This is a genomic window from Pseudomonas sp. BCRC 81390 (genome assembly GCF_030341915.1).
Classification (GTDB): Bacteria; Pseudomonadota; Gammaproteobacteria; order Pseudomonadales; family Pseudomonadaceae; genus Aquipseudomonas.
Genome location: NZ_JATAAG010000006.1, coordinates 1 through 22,521, shown reverse-complemented (window position 1 = coordinate 22,521; position 22,521 = coordinate 1). Strand labels below are relative to the sequence as shown.

The 22,521-nt window shown below is 65.8% G+C and carries 21 protein-coding genes; 17 read left to right on the top strand and 4 right to left on the bottom strand.

What is annotated here, in order from left to right:
* Positions 1–5: 5 nt before the first annotated feature.
* From cobJ to cobG, 4 genes are read right to left on the bottom strand one after another with little or no spacing between them, the layout of a single operon-like run.
* Positions 6–1,703 carry a precorrin-3B C(17)-methyltransferase gene (gene cobJ / locus QSV36_RS03105; protein ID WP_289129732.1) on the bottom strand — a complete coding sequence of 566 codons (1,698 nt, stop codon included), beginning with the start codon at positions 1,701–1,703 and terminating at the stop codon, positions 6–8.
* A complete protein-coding gene (locus tag QSV36_RS03100; RefSeq protein WP_289129730.1) occupies positions 1,691–2,425 on the bottom strand; it encodes a precorrin-2 C(20)-methyltransferase in 735 nt (244 codons plus the stop codon). The genes cobJ and QSV36_RS03100 overlap by 13 nt, the downstream gene beginning before the upstream one ends.
* The gene (locus tag QSV36_RS03095) at positions 2,422–3,048 is read right to left on the bottom strand and encodes a precorrin-8X methylmutase (RefSeq protein WP_289129727.1); all 627 of its coding nucleotides are present in this window, start codon (positions 3,046–3,048) and stop codon (positions 2,422–2,424) included. Before QSV36_RS03095 ends, QSV36_RS03100 begins: the two co-directional genes overlap by 4 nt.
* Entirely contained in the window at positions 3,041–4,372 is a 1,332-nt protein-coding gene (gene cobG / locus QSV36_RS03090; protein ID WP_289129865.1) for a precorrin-3B synthase, read from the bottom strand. Before cobG ends, QSV36_RS03095 begins: the two co-directional genes overlap by 8 nt.
* 146 nt (positions 4,373–4,518) lie before the next feature.
* On the opposite strand from cobG, the gene cbiE reads away from it, so the two are divergent.
* From cbiE to QSV36_RS03005, 17 genes are all read left to right on the top strand, one after another.
* Positions 4,519–5,730 carry a precorrin-6y C5,15-methyltransferase (decarboxylating) subunit CbiE gene (cbiE, locus tag QSV36_RS03085; protein ID WP_289129725.1) on the top strand — a complete coding sequence of 404 codons (1,212 nt, stop codon included), beginning with the start codon at positions 4,519–4,521 and terminating at the stop codon, positions 5,728–5,730.
* Positions 5,723–6,817, top strand: coding sequence for a cobalt-precorrin-5B (C(1))-methyltransferase (locus tag QSV36_RS03080; RefSeq protein ID WP_289129724.1), 1,095 nt, complete (start codon positions 5,723–5,725; stop codon positions 6,815–6,817). The genes cbiE and QSV36_RS03080 overlap by 8 nt, the downstream gene beginning before the upstream one ends.
* Positions 6,814–7,533: a cobalt-precorrin-6A reductase gene (locus QSV36_RS03075; protein ID WP_289129721.1), complete on the top strand. Its 720-nt coding sequence runs from the start codon at positions 6,814–6,816 to the stop codon at positions 7,531–7,533. The genes QSV36_RS03080 and QSV36_RS03075 overlap by 4 nt, the downstream gene beginning before the upstream one ends.
* A 121-nt stretch (positions 7,534–7,654) precedes the next feature.
* On the top strand, positions 7,655–8,089 hold the full coding sequence (locus tag QSV36_RS03070; RefSeq protein WP_289129718.1) for an NfeD family protein: 435 nt from the start codon (positions 7,655–7,657) through the stop codon (positions 8,087–8,089).
* Positions 8,090–8,115: 26 nt separating this feature from the next.
* Positions 8,116–8,970, top strand: coding sequence for an SPFH domain-containing protein (locus tag QSV36_RS03065; protein WP_225779396.1), 855 nt, complete (start codon positions 8,116–8,118; stop codon positions 8,968–8,970).
* 404 nt (positions 8,971–9,374) lie between these two features.
* Positions 9,375–9,764, top strand: coding sequence for a DUF2946 domain-containing protein (locus QSV36_RS03060; RefSeq protein ID WP_289129713.1), 390 nt, complete (start codon positions 9,375–9,377; stop codon positions 9,762–9,764).
* A 47-nt stretch (positions 9,765–9,811) separates the two neighbouring features.
* Positions 9,812–10,297, top strand: coding sequence for a copper chaperone PCu(A)C (locus QSV36_RS03055; RefSeq protein ID WP_289129711.1), 486 nt, complete (start codon positions 9,812–9,814; stop codon positions 10,295–10,297).
* 22 nt (positions 10,298–10,319) lie between these two features.
* Positions 10,320–10,751, top strand: a complete 432-nt coding sequence (locus tag QSV36_RS03050) for a DUF2946 domain-containing protein (RefSeq protein ID WP_289129709.1) — start codon at positions 10,320–10,322, stop codon at positions 10,749–10,751.
* 67 nt (positions 10,752–10,818) lie between these two features.
* Entirely contained in the window at positions 10,819–12,885 is a 2,067-nt protein-coding gene (locus tag QSV36_RS03045; protein ID WP_289129707.1) for a TonB-dependent copper receptor, read from the top strand.
* 58 nt (positions 12,886–12,943) lie between these two features.
* Positions 12,944–14,311, top strand: a complete 1,368-nt coding sequence (locus tag QSV36_RS03040) for a PepSY-associated TM helix domain-containing protein (protein WP_289129704.1) — start codon at positions 12,944–12,946, stop codon at positions 14,309–14,311.
* A gap of 212 nt (positions 14,312–14,523) precedes the next feature.
* Positions 14,524–15,930: a D-serine/D-alanine/glycine transporter gene (gene cycA, locus QSV36_RS03035; RefSeq protein ID WP_289129701.1), complete on the top strand. Its 1,407-nt coding sequence runs from the start codon at positions 14,524–14,526 to the stop codon at positions 15,928–15,930.
* 189 nt (positions 15,931–16,119) lie between these two features.
* The gene (urtA, locus tag QSV36_RS03030; protein WP_079229882.1) at positions 16,120–17,385 is read left to right on the top strand and encodes an urea ABC transporter substrate-binding protein; all 1,266 of its coding nucleotides are present in this window, start codon (positions 16,120–16,122) and stop codon (positions 17,383–17,385) included.
* Positions 17,386–17,507: 122 nt separating this feature from the next.
* A complete protein-coding gene (gene urtB / locus QSV36_RS03025; RefSeq protein ID WP_289129699.1) occupies positions 17,508–18,995 on the top strand; it encodes an urea ABC transporter permease subunit UrtB in 1,488 nt (495 codons plus the stop codon).
* Positions 18,995–20,074: an urea ABC transporter permease subunit UrtC gene (gene urtC / locus QSV36_RS03020; protein ID WP_289129696.1), complete on the top strand. Its 1,080-nt coding sequence runs from the start codon at positions 18,995–18,997 to the stop codon at positions 20,072–20,074. Before urtB ends, urtC begins: the two co-directional genes overlap by 1 nt.
* The gene (gene urtD, locus QSV36_RS03015) at positions 20,071–20,928 is read left to right on the top strand and encodes an urea ABC transporter ATP-binding protein UrtD (RefSeq protein ID WP_289129694.1); all 858 of its coding nucleotides are present in this window, start codon (positions 20,071–20,073) and stop codon (positions 20,926–20,928) included. Before urtC ends, urtD begins: the two co-directional genes overlap by 4 nt.
* Before the next feature lie 146 nt (positions 20,929–21,074).
* On the top strand, positions 21,075–21,773 hold the full coding sequence (urtE, locus tag QSV36_RS03010; RefSeq protein ID WP_289129693.1) for an urea ABC transporter ATP-binding subunit UrtE: 699 nt from the start codon (positions 21,075–21,077) through the stop codon (positions 21,771–21,773).
* 31 nt (positions 21,774–21,804) lie between these two features.
* Positions 21,805–22,320, top strand: a complete 516-nt coding sequence (locus QSV36_RS03005) for a GNAT family N-acetyltransferase (RefSeq protein ID WP_289129691.1) — start codon at positions 21,805–21,807, stop codon at positions 22,318–22,320.
* Positions 22,321–22,521 lie beyond the last annotated feature (201 nt).

Below are 22,521 nucleotides of genomic sequence, written 5' to 3'. Positions count from 1 at the left end.
AGCAATCAGCTGGCCGAGGGGTACCAGCGTGGCGTGTACGCCCACACCCCGCCAGACAGGCGAGGAAACACGCAGGTTGTAGAGGAGCCGACCAGCACCATGGTGCGCATGTCGACCATTTCTGGCACCAGCTCGGCCAACGTGACTACCTTCAGCGTCTGCCCCGGCCTACCGATGTCGCGGCCAAGGACTACGGGCGTATTCCCCTCACGGTGCCGACGTACCACGTCCAGGGCCACACCGAGTTGATGCGGCCTGGCTTTGGAAATCGGGTTGTAGAACGCCAGCACCAGGTCGGCCTGCGCCGCCAGGTCCAAGCGCTTTTCAATGATCGACCAGGGCTTGAGGTTGTCCGACAGCGACATCACGCAGAAGTCATGCCCCAGTGGCGCCCCTGCCTGCGCGGCCGTCGCCAGCGAGGCCGATACCCCCGGCAGGATCTCGAGGTCAACGCGATGCCAGGCAGGGTCGCTGGACTCGTGCAGCGCTTCCAGTACCGCAGCCGCCATGGCGAAAACGCCCGGGTCGCCCGATGACACCACCACCACCGAACGGCCCTGGGCCGCCAGTTCGAAAGCATGCCGGGCGCGCTGCATCTCTTCGCGGTTGTCGGTGCAGTGCAGCACCTGATCGTCACGGAACGGGCCGGCCATGCGTACGTAGGTTTCGTAACCCAGCACATCTTCGGCCAGCGCCAACTCGGCCTTGACCGCCGGTACCATCAGTTCGGCAGCGCCCGGGCCCAGGCCGATCACCGCCAGGCGCCCACGACGACGGCCGAGTTGCGCCACCTCGACCGGTGCAGGTGCCACCGCGACGACTATGTCGGCCACCTCGATCAGTTGCGCATCTGGCAACGCTTCGGCCAGCATGCTGGCTACATCCTGCGGCTTGGCGGCAAAACGCAAGGCAACGCCCAACGCTCGCGCGGCCTCGTGCAGTGCGCTATCGGCCATGGCTTGTTCATCCGCCAGCACACAGGCCAGCGAAGGCTCCGCGATACCGGCCTGCTGCAAGGCGGCGCGAATGCTGTGCAGATCGCCGCCTGCCACACCGACTACCACCGAACGCGGGTGAATCAGCAGTTCGTTGCGGCTGGCTGGACGCGCCTGATGCCCCACATGGATGGTACGCCGGGCCTCGTCACTGGCAGGCAGCTGTGCCTGCTGCAACCACGGCGCATCTCCTTCGATGCGCACCGTTTCGCCAGCCAGCAGGTCGGAAACAAAGCGCTTGCCTTGCTCGATATCCGCCAGCGCATAGCCCTGCGGCGGGCTCAGCAGGCAGGTACCGAAACGCAGTTCGCCACTGGTGGTGATCGCCGCAGCAACGCCCAACGCTTCGCCGATTTCGCGCGCCATCCGGTTCACGCCAGCCAGGCCGCCGAGCAGCGGTACCACGGCGCTGCCGTCTTCAGCCACCGCCAGGACCGGTGGTTCCACGCCCTTCTCGCTGAGCAGGCTGGCCAGACTGCGGATCACGATCCCTGCGGCGCACAGGGCAATGATCGGCGTGTCCTGCAGGTACAGCGCACGCAGGGTGTCGCCGAACGCACTGTAGGAAAGGTCGGCGCCTTCGACCCGGCCTTCGAGGCCGTGGATCGACGCTTGTGGATAACATTGCCGGATACGCTGCGCCGTGGCCAGGCTGCCCTGGCCCAGAATGACGATCGCCGGAACCATGTGCGTGTTCAGCCCTGCCATTTTTCACCCGGCACGATGATCAGTGAGAAGTATGGCGACGACTGCGGGTCGACCTGGTCCAGCGGCACGATCTTCTGGTTGGCCATGGTCGCCCGCTCGACATACAGCGCGCGGCCGTCCAGGCCCAGTTCAGCCAGCACATCGCGCACTTTGGGGAAGTTGCGGCCAAGCTTCATGATCACCGCCGCATCGGCGTCGGCCAGGCGGCGCCGAAGCTCTTCGGCGGGCAACACGCCGGACAGCACCGACAGGCTCTGGTTGCGATACACCAGCGGCGCGCCCAGTACCGAGGCACCGCCGAGCATCGAACAGACGCCGGGAATCACTTCGGCCTCGTAACGCTGCGCCAAGCGGTCGTGCAAGTACATGTAGGAACCGTAGAAGAACGGGTCACCTTCGCAGATCACCGCCACGTCGCGGCCGGCATCCAGATGCTCGGCTACTTGTACGCTGGCCTCGTCATAGAAGTCGCTGATCACCTGTTCATAGGACAGCGGCGCCGGCAGGGCTTCGGTAGTGACCGGGTACACCAGCGGCAGCAGGGTCTGCTCGGGCTGCAGGTGCGCCTCGATGATGCCGAAGGCATTGCCGCGCTTGCCCTTGGCCACGAAATAGCCGACCACCGGCGCTTCACGCAGCAGGCGCAGGGCTTTCAGGGTAATCAGTTCAGGGTCGCCAGGGCCAACGCCCAGGCCGAGCAGACGTCCACGCGGCGCCATCATTCCACCTCCGTGGCCAGGGCGTTGACCGCAGCAGCGGCCATCGCGCTACCGCCCAGGCGGCCCTGCATGATCACGAACGGCACGCCACGGCTGTCAGCGGCGAGCATCGCCTTGGACTCGGCGGCGCCGACGAAGCCAACCGGGAAGCCGAGGATCAACGCCGGCCTGGGGGCGCCGGCGTCGAGCATTTCCAGCAGGTAGAACAACGCAGTGGGGGCATTGCCGATCACCACCACGCTGCCTTCCAGGTACGGCCGCCAAAGCTCCAGGGCCACGGCGGAGCGGGTATTGCCGGCGTCTTTCGCCAGGCCCGGCACGCTCGGGTCACGCAGGGTGCAGATCACTTTGTTGTCGGCAGGCAGGCGTGCCCGGGTGATGCCTTCGGCCACCATGTGCGCATCGCACAGGATCGGCGCCCCCCTCTGCAACGCTTCACGCCCGGCGCGGCCGGCACCTTCGGAGAACTGCAGGCCATCGATGGCTTCGACCATGCCGCAGGCGTGGATCACGCGCACGGCAAGCTTTTCGAGGTCTGCGGGAATCCGCTCGAGTCGGGCTTCCTCACGGATGATCCGGAAGGAATTGCGATAGATCTCCTGGCCATCGCGGATGTAGTCAATCATCAAGGTGCTCCGTCGGCAGGTCGAGCATGGCGCCTGCTTCATTCAAGGTAAGGTCGGTGGCGCGCAATGCGCCGAAGCCAGGCTGGCTTGCGTCACGCAAGTACAGGTCATAACGGCCGGGCGAGCGGGCCAGCAGGGTGGCCGGGGCAACATGGGCCACGGCGCAGGATCGGGGGCAACCGGACAAATGCACGCTGCCGGGCGCGCCCGGGCCGAGCAGTGCGGCCAGGGTCACGGCATCGGCCTTGGTTTCGCCAAGCGCCTTGGCGCAGCCACTGCTGCCGGTACAGGCGCGGATACGCGCAAGCGGCTCCTGGTCGTGGCACAGCAGACCCAAGGCGGACAGGGCGGCCTGGGCCTGGCTGACGGCATGCGCCTGGACATTGGTCAGCACCAGGCTCTGCCAGGGACTCAAGCGCAGGCTGCCATCGCCCAGTTCACGGGCGACACGGGCCGCCCCGCGCAGCATGGCCGGGGTCAGGCGGCCCTGCGGCGGGGCAACGCCCAAGGCCAGCCCCTGCGCCTGGGGCAGCACACCCAGCCACGAGGCGTTGTACGCTTCACGTCGCCAGCCAAGCACGGCGGCATCGCGGCGGATGGCCAGGCCAAGGCCGTCGATGAAGTCGCCTGGCGTACACGCTTCGAGCAACTGGCGCATGCGCGATTGGGCCGGGGTGGCCAGATCGAGGAAGCGCTCCAGCACGGCACGCACCAGTATCAGGCCCTGCTCCAGTGGCACCGCGCCGAGCACCTGGCCGTCAGCCGGGCAGCCCGCCAGGCCGAACGCCAGCCAGGCCTGCTGCTCCAGGTGCAGGGCCGACAGCCACAGGTCATGGGGATGTTCGAGCATGGCCAGGCGCTCGCCGGCATCCAGCTGCACGGCGAACTTGGCCGACAGCTGATGAAAGCGCGGGGTACCTTCCAGCAGGCCGAGGATCTGCCCGGCCAGCGGCCGAGCGTCCAGCAGCATGGCCGGATCGTGGCCAGCCAGCGGGCTGAGCATCAGGTTACGCACATCGTCGCCGGCGGCCTCACGCGGGCCCAGGCCGGCTGCGAGCAAAGTCTCGACCAGGCCGTGGGGGTCGCTGCCGATGCCGCGGATCTGCAGGTTGCCGCGATTGGTGGCCTCGATCACACCGCCGGCGAAACGCTCGGCTGCCATCGCCACCGCGTCGGCCTGGTCAGCCAATAACAGGCCGCCCGCCAGCTTGATGCGGCAAATACCGCCATCCCGGGCACTGACGATACGCCACAACCCCGGACAGGCCGAGGGGCGGGGCGCTACATGAGGGGTATGGGCCTGCGTCAATGGGGCATCCGGCAGTCTGTGAAAATGCGCTTGAGTGTAGAAGGCGCGGTATTATGCCTGCTTTGTCCGGCGGCATGAAAAGCCGGTGGTCGCGCATCATTCGAGTTTGCGCTGAAATTCTTGGGGCGCGCAGCGGCCTCCAAGATCCTCAAGAGGTATACATGACACCCTGGCTGACAGTAGTAGGCATCGGCGAAGACGGCTTCAGCGGCCTGGGCAAGCAGGCCCGGCGCGCGCTGCTGGGCGCGGCGCGGATCTTCGGCAGCCCGCGCCAGCTGGCCCTGCTGCCACGCTGCGTGGCCGGCGAGCGGTTGGGCTGGCCGAGCCCGTTCTCCCTCGCCCCGGTGCTGGCCCTGCGCGGCGAGCCGGTGTGCGTGCTGGCCAGCGGCGATCCGATGTTCTACGGCGTCGGCGCCAGCCTGGCGCGCCAAGTGCCTGATGCAGAAATGCACGTGCTGCCAATGCCTTCGTCCTGCGCCCTGGCCGCCGCCCGCCTGGGCTGGCCACTGCAGGATGTGCAGGTGCTGTCGCTGGTCGCCCGCCCGCTGTCTGCACTGAATGCCCAGCTACACGGTGGCGTGCGCCTGCTGGTGCTGAGCAACGACGGCGACAGCCCGGCGGCAATTGCCGCGCTGCTGCGCGAGCGTGGCTTCGGGCCAAGCCGGTTGCGGGTGTTCGAGCACCTGGGCGGGGCAGCGGAACGTGAATTGTCCGGCTCCGCCGAGGACTGGCCACATGCCCAGGTCGCTGCGCTCAACCTGGTGGCCATCGAATGCCGGGCTGCCCTCCACGCCCCTCGCCTGCACCGCCTCGCCGGGCTGCCGGACAACGCCTTCCGCCACGACGGCCAGCTGACCAAGCGCGATGTCCGCGCCATCACCCTCGCCCGCCTGGCGCCACAGCCCGGCGAACTATTGTGGGACGTCGGCGCGGGCTGCGGCTCGGTCGGTATCGAATGGATGCGCGCCCACCCCGCCTGTCGCGCCTTGGCCATCGAGGCCGACGAGGGTCGCCAGGGCTTTATCGAACACAACCGCGATGCACTGGGGGTCCCCGGCCTGCAACTGATTCGCGGCAAGGCCCCGGCAGCACTGCAAGGCCTGGAACAGCCCGATGCCATTTTCATCGGCGGCGGTGTCACCCGCGAGGGCGTGCTCGAGCTGTGCTGGGCAAGCCTGCGCCCCGGCGGCCGCCTGGTAGCCAACGCAGTGACCCTGCAGAGCGAATTGGCCCTGGCGCAGTTCCGCGAACGCCACGGCGGTGAGCTGACCCGCCTCCACGTCGCGCATGCCCAGCCACTGGGCGCCTTCGACACCTGGCGCCAGGCGCTGCCGATCACCCTGCTGGAGGTCGTGAAGCCCGCCGATGCGTGAAGAAACCCGCGAACAGCCTGCGCCCCTGCGCAGCGGCCTGACCACCGGTAGCTGCGCCACCGCCACCAGCCTGGCTGCCGCTCGCCTGCTGCTGAGCGGCACAGGCAGTGATGCCGTGCATATCACCCTGCCCAAGGGCAAGGTAGTGCAGATGCGCCTGGAGTTCTGCCGGCTGAACGGTGACAGCGCCGAGGCAGGCACGCTCAAAGATGCCGGCGACGACCCGGACGTGACCCACGGCGCCCTGCTCTACAGCCAGGTGCGCCTGCTGGACGAAGCGGGCATCCGCTTTGTCGCCGGCACCGGCGTGGGTACCGTGACCCGCCCGGGGCTGGTGCTGGCCGTGGGTGAGCCGGCCATCAACCCGGTGCCGCGGCGCATGATCAGCGAACACCTGCAAAGCCTGGCGGACGAATGCGGTTATACCGGTGGCTTCGAGGTCACCGTCAATGTGCAGGGCGGTGAACAGCTGGCGCTGAAAACCATGAACCCGCGCCTGGGAATCCTCGGCGGGTTGTCGATCCTCGGCACCAGCGGCATCGTCCGGCCGTTTTCCTGTGCGGCCTACATCGCCTCGATCCACCAGGGCATCGACGTCGCCCACACCAATGGCTACACGCACATTGCCGCCTGCACCGGCAACGCCAGCGAAGACACCATGCGCCGGGTCTACGGCCTGCCGGAAATCGCCCTGATCGAAATGGGTGACTTCGTCGGCGCGGTGCTCAAGCACCTGCGCAAGGTGCCGGTAGCGCGCCTGAGCCTGTGTGGCGGCTTCGGCAAGATCAGCAAGCTGGCCGCCGGGCACATGGACCTGCACAGCCGCCACTCCAGCATCGACTTGCCGCAACTGGCCGGCTGGGCTGCAGACAGTGGTGCTGACGAAGCGCTGCAGGCGGCAATCCGGGCCGCCAATACCAGCCAGCAGGCCCTGGCGCTGGCGCATGCCGCTGGCATTGCACTGGGCGATGCGGTGTGCGCCCATGCCCTGGCCTTCGCCCGCAGCGTCGTACCGGCCCAGGTGCAGGTGGAAGTGTTCGCCATCGACCGCCAGGGCGGCATCGTCGGCCGGGCGGGTGTGCAATGAACCGGCGCATCCTGCTGCTGGGCGGCATCACCGAAGCCTTGGCCCTGGCCCGCCGCCTCGGCCCGCAGCACGTCTACAGCCTGGCCGGCATCGGCCGGGTGCCGCAGGACCTGCAATGCCAGGTTCGGGTTGGCGGCTTTGGCGGTGCCGAGGGCCTGGCGGGCTACCTGCGCGAGGCGGCCATCAGCTTGCTGATCGATGCCACCCACCCCTACGCCGCGCAGATCAGCCGCAACGCCGCCATCGCGGCACGCAGTGCCGGTGTCGCCTGCTGGGCATTGCGCCGCCCGGCCTGGCAGGCACAGCCGGGGGACGACTGGCGCGAGGTCGACGACTGGGCCGGGTTGATCGACGCTCTCAAGCCGTTTCGCAGGCCGCTGTTCACCCTGGGGCGTGAGCCGCTGCAGCACCTGGCTGAAATTCCGCCCGGGCAGTTCTGGACCCTGCGCGCGCTGGAAGCGTGCCCTGGCAACGAGCGCTGTGAAGTGATTGGCGCGCGTGGGCCGTTCCATATCGACGCTGAGCGGGCCTTGTTCCAGCGTCGTGGCATCGACGTGCTGATCAGCAAGAACAGCGGCAGCGTGGCGACCGAGCCGAAGCTGGAGGTGGCGCGGGAGCTGGGCCTGCCGGTGCTGGTGCTGAAGCGCCCGGTGCTGCCTGGTGTAGACCGGGTATTCGAATCGCTGGCTGACCTGGCCGCAGCACTCGACCTGTAGCAGCGTCACTCTTCAGAAGAAATCCTACAGCCATTTCGGGCTTTTCTTTCAAGGCTTCGGGTGGCCCTCCGCCGCACTGTTGCCATAAACTCGCCTTCTCCCTCTGGAAGGCGCTACCCATATGGACATGCAATGGTGGATCTGGCTGGTCTTCGGCATCGCGCTGATGCTGCTCGAACTGGTTCTGCCGACGTTCTTCATCCTCTGGTTCGGTATTGGTGCCGTGCTGGTTTCGCTCATCTCGCTGGCTGCTCCCGGCCTGCAGCTGGACATGCAGGTGCTGCTTTGGGTGCTGCTTTCGTCAGTCACCACGGCGCTATGGTTCAAGCTGTTCCGGCGCAAGCCGGACGTGCGCTGGACAGCAGACAGCGTGATCGGTGAAGTCGGGCTGCTGACCGCTGCCGTCTCGGAGTTCCACAAAGGCCGGGTACGCTTCCAGAAGCCGGTACTCGGCAACGAAGAATGGACCTGCGTCGCCGACAGCGAGATCGCCGCCGGCGAGCGGGTACGCCTTACCGCCATCGAGGGGAATACCGCCCGGGTCATCCGGGCCTGAACCTGTATCAAAAGGAATTGCGCACCATGACCAGCCTCATCGTCGTCGCCGCCATCGCCCTGTTCGTCCTGATCACCGTGTTCAAGGGGGTGCGGATCGTGCCCCAGGGCGAGGAATGGATCGTCGAGCGCCTGGGCCGTTACCACAGCACGCTCAAGCCCGGCCTGAACATCGTCATCCCCTACATGGACGTGGTCGCCTACCGCCTGCCGACCAAGGACATCATCCTCGATGTGCAAGAGCAGGAAATCATCACCCGCGACAACGCGGTGATCGTCGCCAACGCCCTGTGCTTCGCCAAGGTGGTCGACCCGCAGAAGGCGTCCTACGGCGTGCAGAACTTCTCGTTCGCCGTCACCAGCCTGACCATGACCTCGCTGCGCGCCATCGTCGGTGCCATGGACCTGGACGAAGCGCTGTCCAGCCGCGAGCAGATCAAGGCGCGCCTGCGCGAGGCCATGTCCGAGCAGACCGAAGACTGGGGCGTAACCGTGCGTTCGGTGGAAATCCAGGACATCAAGCCGTCCGAGAACATGCAACTGGCCATGGAGCGCCAGGCGGCCGCGGAGCGTGAGCGCAAGGCCGACGTGACCCGCGCCGAAGGCGCCAAGCAGGCAGCGATCCTCGAGGCCGAAGCACGCCTGCAGGCGGCCAGGCTGGATGCCGAAGCGCAGGTCAGCCTGGCCGAGGCGTCGGCGCGGGCGATCACCCTGGTCAAGGACGCGGTGGGCAACGAGACCGTACCGGCCATGTACCTGCTGGGCGAACGTTATGTCGGGGCCATGGAGAACCTGGCGGGCAGCAGCAACGCCAAGGTGGTGGTGCTGCCAGCGGACCTGCAAGAGACCGTGCGCGGGTTGATGGGGCGTGGCAAGGCTTGAACATGCCGGGGCGCTTGGCGCCCCTTTCGCGACGCAAGGCCGCTGCCACAGGTGTAGTGTAAACTCGAAGCCAGCACAGTACCTGCATGAGCGGGTTTACCCGCGAAGCAGGCGACGCAGTGGATGGCACAGGCTTCGCCCGTGTTCGCGGGGCAAGCCCGCTCCCACAGGAATGGACTGCCCCCAAGAAGTTGGACACCAATCCAACCCTTGGGGGCAGTCCAGGAATAACGCCGGCTTTGGACATTTGAGCAAGACAGCTGCTCCCACCAGGACCGTACATGTTTGACCATGCGGCGATCCACTTCCCGAAACCAGCCGCCTGCGTCACTTCACCGCACCCCGTCATTTTTACCTATACTCGGTCGTACAATAGTCACCACGATTCCTGACCGGATCTCTCCATGCCCCCACGTCGGCACATCGCCTGGATAGCCTGCCTCGCAGTGCTGTTCAACCTGCTGGCCATGCCGCTGTCCTCTGCTGCGCCCAAGGGCCCGGCCGAGCAGCTGCTGTGGGGGGCCTTCTGTTCCAGCATGGCCAACAAGGCCAAGGTCGACGTCCAGGCCTTGGCCAAGATCGACCTCGGCCCGCAGAGCGACGATAGCGCCAGCCTGATGAATTGCTGGTGCTGCTCTGGCGCCGCGCCGCTGCTGGCCCTGCCCAGTTACCCGCCGCAGTTGCACAACCCGCCGATACGCTTCGCCGGGCTGCCGCCACCTGCTGCCGACAATCAACCCACGCCGCGCCAGCTCTGGCCGGCACTAAACCCCCGTGCCTCTCCGCTGGCCTGAGTTCATCACGCTGTCTGCCTGAACCTGAACAGAAACGGAGATTCACCATGCTCAAGCACGCCCTCGTCATGGTCGCCCTGCTGCTGCCCGGCGCCTTTGCCAATGCCCACGAATACAGCGTGGGCGACCTGCATATCGCCCATCCCTGGTCGCTGCAGTTGCCCCCCAACGCGCCCAACGTCGCGGCGTACTTCGTGGTCCACAACAATGGCCAGGCCGACGACCGCCTGCTCGCTGTCGACAGCCCGATCACTGATGATGCGCAACTGCACGAACATGCCATGAGTGCCAGCGGCGCGATGAAGATGCAGCAGGTACCCAGCGTGGTGGTACCCGCCGGCAAGGACCTGACCTTTGCCCCCAGCGCCTACCACGTGATGCTGATGCAGCCCACGGACCGTAGCCTGCTCACTGATGGCAAGCGCTTCCCGCTGACCCTGCACTTCGAAAAGGCCGGCGACATCACCGTTGAAGTGGCTGTGCAGAAGCAGGCGCCAGCGGACCCGCCGCAAGCCCACGAACACGCGCACTGACACACGCTGACAGGCACTCGCCATGAGCCTGCCGCGCCACAGCTCCAGCCGTACCACCCGCCCTGAACGCAGGCGCGCCGGTGGCGTATGGCTGAGCCTGTTCGCCATGTGGATGATCTTCATCGGCCCGCTGATTTCCCAGTCGATGCCGATGGACCACGCTGCCGGCATGAGCATGCCGATGGACATGCCGATGGCAGCCGGTCATCAGCATGCTGGCGACACCCATCACGGCCAGGCTGGCGATGGCCAGCTGCATGTGCTGTGGGAAAAATGCGGTTATTGCAGCCTGTTGTTCAACTGCCCAGCCCTGCCGCAGGCCTTCAGCCCGCTCTGCGCCGGTAGTGTCGTTCCCACCACCCAACTGCTTGCTCCCACGCGCCAGGGCCATGCCCGGCAGGCTGTATTCCCCGGCGCGCGCAGCCGCGCCCCGCCCTTCTCGATCAACGTCTGACCACACTTTTTCTTGCCCGAAGCCAGGAGGCTTCGTGCTGACTCATGACTGATCGACTGGAATCATTATGTCCGGCTGCACCCCTGTTTTTGCCTTGTCCCTGCGTGGGACCCTCGCCGCCGTATGCGGCTCGCTGCTCGCGCCCGTAGCACTGGCCGCAGAACCAGGCCATGAAGGCCATGCCCACGACGCACCTGAGCTGAGCCCGACGGTCATCACCGCCGTGGCCCCGAGTTCGCCGCTGACCGTGGTCACCAACCCCAAAGACCCGCGCCAGCCAGTGCCGGCCAGCGATGGCGCCGACTATCTGAAAACCATCCCGGGCTTTTCCGCCATCCGCGCTGGCGGTACCAACGGCGACCCGGTATTACGCGGCATGTTCGGCTCACGCCTGAACATCCTCACCAATGGCGGGCTGATGCTCGGCGCCTGCCCGAACCGTATGGACGCGCCCACCTCGTACATTTCACCGGAAACCTACGACCGCCTGACCGTGATCAAAGGCCCGCAAAGCGTGATCTGGGGGCCGGGCGGTTCGGCAGGCACGATCCTCTTCGAACGCGAGCCGGAGCGGTTCGGCAGCCTCGGCAGCCGGGTCAACGCCAGCCTGCTGGCCGGCTCCAACGGCCGCTTCGACAAGGTACTGGACGCCGCCGCCGGCAACCGCCAGGCCTATGCCCGCTTCATCGGCAACCAGTCGCGCTCGGATGACTACCACGACGGCAGCGACAACACCGTGCCATCCCGCTGGGACAAGTGGAACGGCGATGTTGCCCTCGGCTGGACACCCGACGAGGACACCTTGCTGGAACTCACCGCCGGCAAGGGCGACGGTGAGGCCCGCTATGCCGGGCGCGGCATGGACGGCTCGCAGTTCAAGCGCGAAAGCCTGGGGCTGCGCTTTGAAAAGTCCAACCTCGGCGAGGTGCTCGACAAGGTCGAGGCGCAGGTCTACTACAACTATGCCGACCACGTGATGGACAACTACAGCCTGCGCACGCCTTCGGGCAGCGGCATGATGAGCATGCCGATGGTCAGCAACGTCGATCGCCGCACCCTGGGCGCGCGCCTCAAGGCCACTTGGCGCTGGGCCGATGTGCAGCTGATCGGCGGCATCGACGCGCAGACCAACGAACATCGCAAACGCGGCGGCATGGGTGTTGACGCGCACAAGGGCCAGGCCTGGACCAAGGACGCCGACTTCCACAACTACGGCGTCTTTGGCGAACTGACCTGGTATGTCAGCGGTGAAGACCGCCTGATTACCGGTGCCCGTCTGGACCGCGCCTCGGCCCGCGACTTCCGCGCAAACAGCGCGACCAACGGTGACACCCGCGCCGACACCCTGCCGAGCGGTTTTGTCCGCTACGAGCACGACCTGGCAGCCATCCCGGCCACCACCTATGTCGGCCTTGGCCATGCCCAGCGTTTCCCCGACTACTGGGAGCTGTTCTCGCCCAAGCTGGCACCACCCGGTGCGGCCAACGCCTTCGACGGTATCAAGCCGGAGAAGACCACCCAGCTCGACTTCGGTATCCAGTACCGCACCGAACGCCTTGAGGCCTGGGCCTCGGGCTATGTCGGACAGATCCGCGACTACATCCTGTTCGACTATCGCAGCGGCATGATGGGCATGAGCACTTCGCAGGCACAGAACATCGACGCCCGCATCATGGGTGGCGAACTGGGGGCGGCCTACCAGCTGACCGACCACTGGAAGACCGACGCTACCTTGGCCTACGCCTGGGGCAAAAACAGCAGTGACGGTACGGCACTGCCGCAGATGCCGCCTCTTGAGAGCCGCCTGGGCCTGACCTACAGCCGCGATGCATGGAGCGTGGGGGCACTGTGGCGGCTGGTGGCGGCGCAGAACCGCATCGCCGAGAACCAGGGCAACGTGGTCGGCAAGGACTACGACAACAGCGCCGGATTCGGTGTGTTCTCGCTCAATGGTGCCTACAAGGTCAGCAACTACTTCAAGCTCAGCGCCGGGCTCGACAACCTGTTCGACAAGACCTACGCCGAGCACCTGAACCTGGCCGGCAACGCCGGGTTCGGCTACCCGGCCGCAGACCCACAACCGGTGGCCGAGCCAGGCCGGACGTTCTGGACCAAGGTCGATTTCAGCTTCTGACAACAACCGCGGGCGCAACCGGTGTTGCGCCCTTCAGCGGGTAAAACTGGAGGTTCCCATGAGAGGGACACGCGTCAATTTCTATAACCTGGCCTGGCGTTGGCACTTCTATGCCGGGCTGTTCGTGGCCCCGTTCATGATCCTGCTGGCGGTTACCGGGATCATCTACCTGTTCAAGCCGCAACTTGACCCGCTGCTGTACCGCGACCTGATGGTGGTCGAAGCCGGCCACCATCGGCAGGGCGCCGACACGATGCTGGCCGAAGTGCGCCAGGCCTATCCCAAGGGTCACGTCGGCCAGTACCTGCCGCCGCTGAACGCCGAACGTAGCGCGCAGTTCGTGGTGCATGACGGCGGGCGGGAACTGAACGTGTTCGTCGACCCTTACAGCGGCAGGATCCTTGGCGCGCAGGACGGCAAGCAGAACCTGCAGGCCATTGCCCGGGCCCTGCACGGTGAACTGATGGTCGGCACGCTCGGCGACCGGCTGGTGGAGCTGGCTGCGGGCTGGGGCATCGTACTGGTGGTGTCCGGCCTGTATCTGTGGTGGCCACGCGGGCGCAACGGCGCTGGCGTATTGTGGCCACGGCTATCGGCGCGCGGCCGTCTGTTGTGGCGCGACCTGCATGCAGTGACGGGCTTCTGGGGCTCGGCCTTGCTGTTGCTGATGCTGCTCAGCGGCATGACCTGGACCGGCCTGTGGGGCAAGCAATACGCCGATCTGTGGAACCGTTTTCCGGCGGCCATGTGGAACGACGTGCCGAAGTCCGACCAGCAGGCGGGCGAACTGAACAACGCGCACCGCCAGACGGTGCCTTGGGCAGTGGAGAACACGCCAATGCCGCAGTCCGGTGCGCACGCCGAACACGCCGGGCATCACATGATGTCGGAACAGCCCGCGACACCGCAGGTGAGCGTGCAACAGGTCGAGGACATCGCCGGCGCGCGCCAGGTCGAGCCGGGTTACAGCATTACCCTGCCGACCACAGCTGACGGTGTATTCACCATCGCGGTGTTTGCCGACGATCCACGCAACGACGCCACCCTGCATGTCGACCAGTACACCGGCAAGGTCCTGGCCGATGTGCGCTGGCAGGACTACAGCCCGGTGGCGCGGGCCACCGAGCTGGGGGTGATGCTGCATGAAGGCAAGATGTTCGGGGCGCTGAACCAGGCCATCATCCTGCTGGTGTGCCTGATGATCCTGCTGGGCTCGGTGAGCGGGCTGGTGATGTGGTGGAAGCGCCGGCCGGCCGGAGGGTTGGGGGTGCCGCCGCTGCGCCATGACCTGCCGCGCTGGAAGGCGGCAGTTGGTGTGATGGTGCTGCTGGGGGTGGTGTTCCCGCTGGTTGGGTTGTCGATGGTGGTGATGTGGCTTGTGGACCGCCTGGTGATGCGACGCCGTCGGGTATTGGCCAGCGCCTGACCCTGGCAGTGGTCTCACTGGCCTCTTCGCGGGGCAAGCCCGCTCCCACAAAGTCCGTAGCGCTACGAGCTCTGTGGGAGCGGGCTTGCCCCGCGAAGAGGCCAGTAAGCGCTCCACAAAGGTCGTGTCGATCTGTCGCGCCCCGAATTGGGACGCCCGTGTTAGCCTACTCGGCTTTCACAAAAAGACTGACCCTCAATGGAATGCAGCCAATGACCCGGACCTCTTCCCCTCCTGCTGAAGACCAGCACCTGCAACGCAACCTGACCAACCGGCACATCCAGCTGATCGCCATCGGCGGCGCCATCGGCACCGGCCTGTTCATGGGCTCGGGCAAGACCATCAGCCTGGCCGGGCCGTCGATCATCTTCGTCTACATGCTGATCGGCTTCATGCTGTTCTTCGTCATGCGCGCGATGGGCGAACTGCTGCTGTCGAACCTCAACTACAAGTCGTTCATCGACTTCTCCGCCGACCTGCTGGGCCCCTGGGCCGGCTATTTCACCGGCTGGACCTACTGGTTCTGCTGGGTAGTCACCGGCATCGCCGACGTGGTCGCCATCGCCGCCTACACCCAGTTCTGGTTCCCCGAGCTGCCACAGTGGATCCCGGCACTGGCCTGCGTGGGCGTACTGCTTTCGCTCAACCTGGTGACGGTGAAGATGTTCGGTGAGCTGGAGTTCTGGTTTGCCCTGGTCAAGATCGTCGCCATTCTCGGCCTGGTCGCGACCGGGCTGTACATGGTCATCAGCGGCTTCACATCGCCCAGCGGGCGCACTGCGCAACTGGCCAACCTGTGGAACGATGGCGGCATGTTCCCCAACGGCCTGATGGGCTTCTTCGCCGGGTTCCAGATCGCCGTGTTCGCCTTCGTCGGTATCGAGCTGGTGGGCACCACCGCCGCCGAAGCGAAGAACCCGGAACGCACCCTGCCACGGGCGATCAACTCGATCCCGGTGCGGATCATCATGTTCTACGTACTGGCCCTGATCGCGATCATGGCCGTGACCCCTTGGCGCGACGTGGTGCCGGGCAAGAGCCCGTTCGTCGAGCTGTTCGTGCTGGCTGGCCTGCCGGCTGCTGCCAGCATCATCAACTTCGTGGTGCTGACCTCGGCAGCCTCGTCGGCCAACGGCGGCGTGTTCTCCACCAGCCGCATGCTATATGGCCTGGCGCAGGAAGGTGATGCACCCGGGGCGTTCGAGAAACTGTCGAGCCGCTCGGTGCCGGCCAACGGGCTGTACTTCTCGTGCACCTGCCTGACGCTGGGTGCAGTGATGATCTACCTGGTGCCCAACGTGATCGAGGCATTCACCCTGATCACCACCGTTTCGGCGGTGTTGTTCATGTTCGTCTGGACCTTGATCCTGCTGTCGTACCTGCAGTACCGCAAGCACCGCGCGGCGCTGCACCAGGCGTCGAAATTCAGGATGCCCGGCGGGCGTTTCATGTGCTACGTGTGCCTGGTGTTCTTTGCCTTCATCCTGGTGCTGCTGAGCCTGGAGGCAGACACACGCTCGGCGTTGCTGGTGACGCCGATCTGGTTCGTGCTGCTGGCGGTGACCTACCAGTTCGTGCGCAGCAAGCGCCATCCGCGCACGGCGGTGCGTAACGGCTGATGGCGTCGGGGGCTGCGTTGCAGCCCCAATCCTGTGCACACCAGTCGCCCAGGCACCAAGCTGGATCCAACCCACGCCCCAACACCTCGCACATCCCCTCTATTGCGCACCTTCCGCCGTTAGGCACACCCCTTGCAACACCCCTCCCCGCCTGCCCAACACCCTAAAAAAACTCAGCGGAGAGAGCACATGAAGCGTCGCAGTCTGATCAAGGCCTTTACCCTCAGCGCATCTATCGCCGCGATGGGTCTGAGCTGGAGTATCCAGGCCGCCGAGACCATCAAGGTCGGCATCCTGCATTCGCTGTCCGGGACCATGGCGATTTCCGAGACCTCGCTCAAGGACATGGCGCTGATGACCATCGACGAGATCAACGCCAAGGGCGGTGTAAATGGCAAGCTGCTCGAACCGGTGGTGGTCGACCCCGCTTCCAACTGGCCGCTGTTCGCTGAAAAGAGCCGCCAGCTGCTCACCCAGGACAAGGTCGCGGTGGTGTTCGGCTGCTGGACCTCGGTGTCGCGCAAATCCGTGCTGCCGGTGTTCGAGGAACTCAACGGCCTGCTGTTCTACCCGGTGCAGTACGAAGGCGAAGAGATGTCGCCGAACGTGTTCTACACCGGCGCCGCGCCTAACCAGCAGGCCATCCCGGCCGTCGAGTACCTGATGAGTGAAGACGGCGGCAGCGCCAAGCGCTTCTTCCTGCTCGGCACGGACTACGTCTACCCGCGCACCACCAACAAGATCCTGCGCGCCTTCCTGCACAGCAAGGGCGTGGCCGACAAGGACATTGAAGAGGTCTACACCCCGTTCGGCCATGCCGATTACCAGACCATCGTCGCCAACATCAAGAAGTTCTCCGCCGGCGGCAAGACCGCGGTCATCTCCACCGTCAACGGCGACTCCAACGTACCGTTCTACAAGGAGCTGGCCAACCAGGGCCTGAAAGCCACCGACGTGCCCGTGGTGGCGTTCTCGGTTGGCGAGGAAGAGCTGCGCGGCATCGACACCAAGCCGCTGGTCGGCCACCTGGCGGCGTGGAACTACTTCGAGTCGGTGGATAACCCGGTCAACCAGAAGTTCGTCGCCGACTGGAAGGCCTACGCCAAGGCCAAGGGCTTGCCGGGTGCCGACAAGGCGGTGACCAACGACCCGATGGAGGCCACCTATGTCGGCATCCACATGTGGGCCCAGGCCGCCGAGAAGGCCAAGTCCACCGACGTCGACAAGGTGCGCGAGGCACTCGCCGGGCAGACCTTCAAGGCCCCCTCGGGCTTCACCCTGACCATGGACAAGACCAACCACCACCTGCACAAGCCGGTGATGATCGGCGAGATCCAGGATGACGGCCAGTTCAGCGTGGTGTGGGAAACCGAACAGCCGCTGCGGGCGCAGCCTTGGAGCCCGTTCATTCCGGGGAATGACAAGCGGCCTGACTATGCAGTGAAAGGTAACTGAGTGCATTGGGGCTGCTTTGCAGCCTATTCGCGGGCGCGCCCGCTCCCACAGGGCCCTCTGCTGTACCTGTGGGAGCGGGCATGCCCGCGAAGAATCCAACCCCGATTTCCAGGATTGCCCGCATGCTCAGACTGCTGCTCACCCTGCTCCTGCTACTACCCCTGGCCACCCAGGCCAACGAGGGCGAATTCTTCTTCAGCGCCAAACCCGCCGAACAGGCCCGCCTGCTCGAAACCTGGGCGGCGCAGCCGGATGCCGCGCGCCTGCCGTTGCTGCAGAACCTGCGCCAAGGCCGCATCGGCGCCGACGACACCCGTAAGGTGCGCCTGAACAACCGCCTGCGCGGCCTGATCGACAACGCCCTGGCCAGCCACCAGCTGCTCAGCGATGACAGCGCCACACGCCTGGCCGCCGCCCAACAGTTACAAAAGAGCGCGCAGCCGGCACAAATGGCATTCCTTGACCGACGCTTCGCCACTGAGCCGGACGCCGCCGTGCACGCCGCCCTCGGCCTGGCGCTGGCCAACCTGCAACTCGGCGCCAGCGAGCCGGCGGTACGCCTGGCTGCCGTGCGCCTGCTCGGCGAAACCGGCGCCCCCTTGGCGCGCACCCGCCTCGAAGCGCTGTTGCAAACGGGCGCGGAAACCGACCCGGGCGTGCGCACCGCCGCTGAAACCAGCCTGGCCCAGGTGCAGCGCAAGCTGTTGGTCGGCGAATTGCTCGGCCAGGCGTTCAGCGGCCTGTCACTGGGCTCGATCCTGCTGCTGGCGGCCCTGGGCCTGGCCATCACCTTCGGCCTGCTCGGGGTGATCAACATGGCCCACGGCGAAATGCTCATGCTCGGCGCCTACAGCACCTACATGGTCCAGGTGCTGCTGCAGCGCTACGCCCCCGGCGCCATCGAGTTCTACCCGCTGCTCGCCCTGCCGGTGGCCTTCGCTGTCAGCGCCGGGGTCGGCATGGCGCTGGAGCGCACGGTGATTCGCCATCTCTACGGCCGTCCCCTGGAAACCCTGCTGGCCACCTGGGGCATCAGCCTGATCCTGATCCAGGCCATCCGCCTGCTGTTCGGCGCACAGAACGTCGAAGTCAGCAACCCGGCCTGGCTTTCCGGTGGCATCCAGCTGCTGCCTAATCTGGTGCTGCCGTACAACCGCCTGGTGATCATCGGCTTTGCCCTCGCCGTGGTGCTGCTTACCTGGCTGCTGCTCAACCGCACGCGGCTGGGCCTGAACGTGCGTGCGGTCACCCAGAACCGCAACATGGCGGCGTGCTGCGGGGTGTCCACCGGGCGCGTCGACATGCTCGCCTTCGGCCTTGGCTCGGGCATCGCCGGGCTGGGCGGCGTAGCCCTGAGCCAGGTCGGCAACGTCGGCCCCGACCTCGGCCAGAGCTACATCATCGACTCGTTCCTGGTGGTGGTGCTGGGCGGTGTCGGCCAGCTGGCCGGCAGCCTGTGGGCAGCGTTCGGCCTTGGCATCGCCAACAAACTGCTGGAGCCGCAGATCGGTGCCGTGCTCGGCAAGATCCTCATCCTTGCGTTGATCATTCTGTTCATCCAGAAACGCCCGCAAGGCCTGTTCGCCCTCAAGGGACGGGTAATCGACTGATGAACCAGCCACTGCTTGTCACTGCTACGCAAAAGGCCGGGCCACGCCTGTCGCTGGCCATCGGCGTGCTCGTCGTCCTGCTGCTGGTGGCCTTGCCGCTGCTGTCGCTGTTGCCGGCGGAGCATGCCCTGCAGGTGTCGGCCTACACCTTGACCCTGGTCGGCAAGATCCTCTGCTATGCCATCGTGGCCCTGGCGCTGGACCTGGTCTGGGGCTATGCCGGGCTGCTGTCGCTGGGCCATGGCCTGTTCTTCGCCCTGGGCGGCTACGCCATGGGCATGTACCTGATGCGGCAGGCCGCCGGTGACGGCCTGCCGGGGTTCATGACCTTTCTTTCGTGGAGCGAACTGCCTTGGTACTGGGCCGGCACCCAGCATTTCGCCTGGGCCCTGTGCCTGGTAGTGCTGGCACCCGGGCTGCTGGCGCTGGTATTCGGCTGGTTCGCCTTCCGTTCACGCATCAAGGGTGTGTATTTCTCGATCATGACCCAGGCCCTGACCTTCGCCGGCATGCTGCTGTTCTTCCGCAACGAGACCGGCTTTGGTGGCAACAACGGTTTCACCAGCTTTCGCACCATCCTCGGTTTCGACATCGCCGCCCAGGGCACCCGGGCCGTGCTGTTCCTGCTCACCGTCGGCCTGTTGTTGGCCAGCCTGTACCTGTGCTGGGGCCTGACCCGCAGCAAGTTCGGCCGCCTGCTCACTGCGGTGCGCGATGCCGAGAACCGCCTGATGTTCTGCGGCTACGACCCGCGCGGTTTCAAGCTGCTGGTATGGGTGCTCAGTGCCGTGTTGTGCGGCCTGGCCGGTGCGCTGTACGTGCCGCAGGTAGGCATCATCAACCCTGGCGAAATGTCGCCGACCAATTCCATCGAAGCCGCCGTGTGGGTAGCCCTGGGTGGCCGCGGCACGCTGCTCGGCCCACTGCTCGGCGCCGGCCTGGTCAATGGCATGAAAAGCTGGTTCACCGTGGCCTTTCCGGAGTTCTGGCTGTTCTTCCTCGGCGCGCTGTTCATCCTGGTCACCCTGTACCTGCCCAAAGGTGTGGTGGGCCTGCTGAAGAAAAGGAGTCAGCCATGAGAGGCGTACCCCCGGTCCACCCGGAATTCATGCTCGAACCTGTGTTCGACACCCTCGGCAGCGGCCGCGATGCGATCGGCCTGGGCCAGAGCCGCAAGGCTGGCCTGGACATGCGCCATGGCACGGTGCTTAGCCTTGAAGACATCAGCGTCAGCTTCGACGGCTTCAAGGCCCTCAACGCGCTGAACCTGTACATCGGTGTCGGCGAACTGCGCTGCATCATCGGTCCCAACGGCGCCGGCAAGACCACGATGATGGACGTGATCACCGGCAAGACCCGGCCCGACACTGGCAGCGCCTTCTTCGGCGACACCCTCGACCTGACCCGCATGAGCGAATACCAGATCGCCCAGGCCGGCATCGGCCGCAAGTTCCAGAAACCCACGGTGTTCGAGGCACTGACGGTGTTCGAGAACCTGGAGCTGGCACTGAAGACCGACAAGTCGGTGTGGGCCAGCCTGACGGCGCGGCTCGGTGCTGAACAACGCCAGCGTATCGAGGAAGTGCTGGCCACCTTGCGCCTGCTGCCCCTGGCCCAGCGCCAGGCGGGCCTGCTGTCGCATGGGCAGAAGCAGTTCCTGGAGATCGGCATGCTGCTGGTGCAGGAGCCGCAACTGCTGTTGCTGGACGAGCCGGTAGCCGGCATGACCGACGCCGAGACCGAGTTCACCGCCGAGCTGTTCAAGGGCCTGGCCGGCAAGCATTCGCTGATGGTGGTGGAACATGACATGGGCTTTGTCGGCAGCATTGCCGACCATGTGACCGTGCTGCACCAGGGCAGTGTGCTGGCGGAAGGGTCGCTGGCGCAGGTGCAGGCGGATGAGCGGGTGGTCGAGGTGTACCTGGGCCGCTAGACCTTGCTGTCTGTGCCGACCTCTTCGCGGGTAAACCCGCTCCCACAGGTACGGCACAGGCCTGAAGAACTGCGCAGTTTTTGTGGGAGCGGGTTTACCCGCGAAAGGGCCGGCACAGGCACGGCAACAATTTCAGGATTACACACATGCTCAAGATCGACACCCTGCACCAGTACTACGGCGGCAGCCACATCCTGCGCGGCCTGTCCTTCGAAGCCAGGGTCGGTGAAGTCACCTGCCTGCTGGGCCGCAACGGCGTGGGCAAGACCACCCTGCTGCGTTGCCTGATGGGCCTGGTGCCCGCGCGCGACGGCAGCATCGAATGGGAAGGCAAACCGATCACCGCGTTCAAGCCCCAGCAACGGGTCCATGCCGGCATCGCCTACGTACCCCAGGGCCGCGAGATCTTTCCGCGCCTGAGCGTCGAGGAAAACCTGCTGATGGGCCTGTCGCGCTTCCCCGCTCGCGAAGCACGCGATGTGCCGGCGTTCATCTATGAACTGTTCCCGATACTCGAGCAGATGAAGCAACGCCGTGGCGGCGACCTGTCCGGCGGCCAGCAGCAACAGCTGGCCATCGGCCGAGCCCTGGCCAGCCGCCCGCGCCTGCTGATCCTCGATGAGCCGACCGAAGGCATCCAGCCCTCGGTGATCAAGGAAATCGGCACGGTCATCCGCCGCTTGGCCGAACGTGGCGACATGGCCATCCTGCTGGTGGAGCAGTTCTATGATTTCGCCGAGGCGCTGGCCGACCAATACCTGGTGATGGCCCGTGGCGAGATCATCCAGCGTGGCCGTGGCGAAAACATGCAGGCGGAAGGTGTGCGCGGGCTGGTAACCATTTAACCTGCGCACAACGAACCTGCGAGATGCTGCCATGATTCACCAAATCCGCGATGCCCTGCCTGCCGACGTGCCGGGCATCCTCGACATCTACAACGACGCGGTGCGCAACACCACGGCGATCTGGAACGAAACCCCGGTGGACCTGGGCAACCGCCAGGCCTGGTTCGAATCACGGGCGCAGCAGGGTTACCCGATCCTGGTAGCGGTGGACGACAGCGGCGTGCTCGGCTATGCCTCGTTTGGCGACTGGCGGCCATTCGAGGGCTTTCGCCATACCGTGGAACATTCGGTGTATGTCCGTGGCGATCAGCGTGGCAAGGGACTGGGGCCGGTGTTGATGGCGGCATTGATCGAGCGTGCGCGTGACTGCGGCAAGCATGTGATGGTGGCCGCCATCGAGAGTGGCAATGCGGCATCGGTGCGCATTCATGAGCGCCTGGGCTTCGTGGTGACCGGGCAGATGCCGCAGGTGGGGGTGAAATTTGGCCGCTGGCTGGACCTGACCTTCATGCAGCTGGTGCTGAACCCGGGCGCAAGTCCAAGCTGAAATGCAATCCCTGTGCGAGCGGGTTTACCCCGCGAAGCAGGCGACGCGGAGGATGGCACCGGCTGCGCCGGTGTTCGCGGGGCAAGCCCGCTCCTTGTATGTTGTGTCTGGCCTGGCGAGAGAGGTTATGCTCGTTCGGCTGAAGAAGCACTTCCGGGGAGGCCGACCGCTCCTGAAGGCGGGCTCGCCCTGACCTTGTAT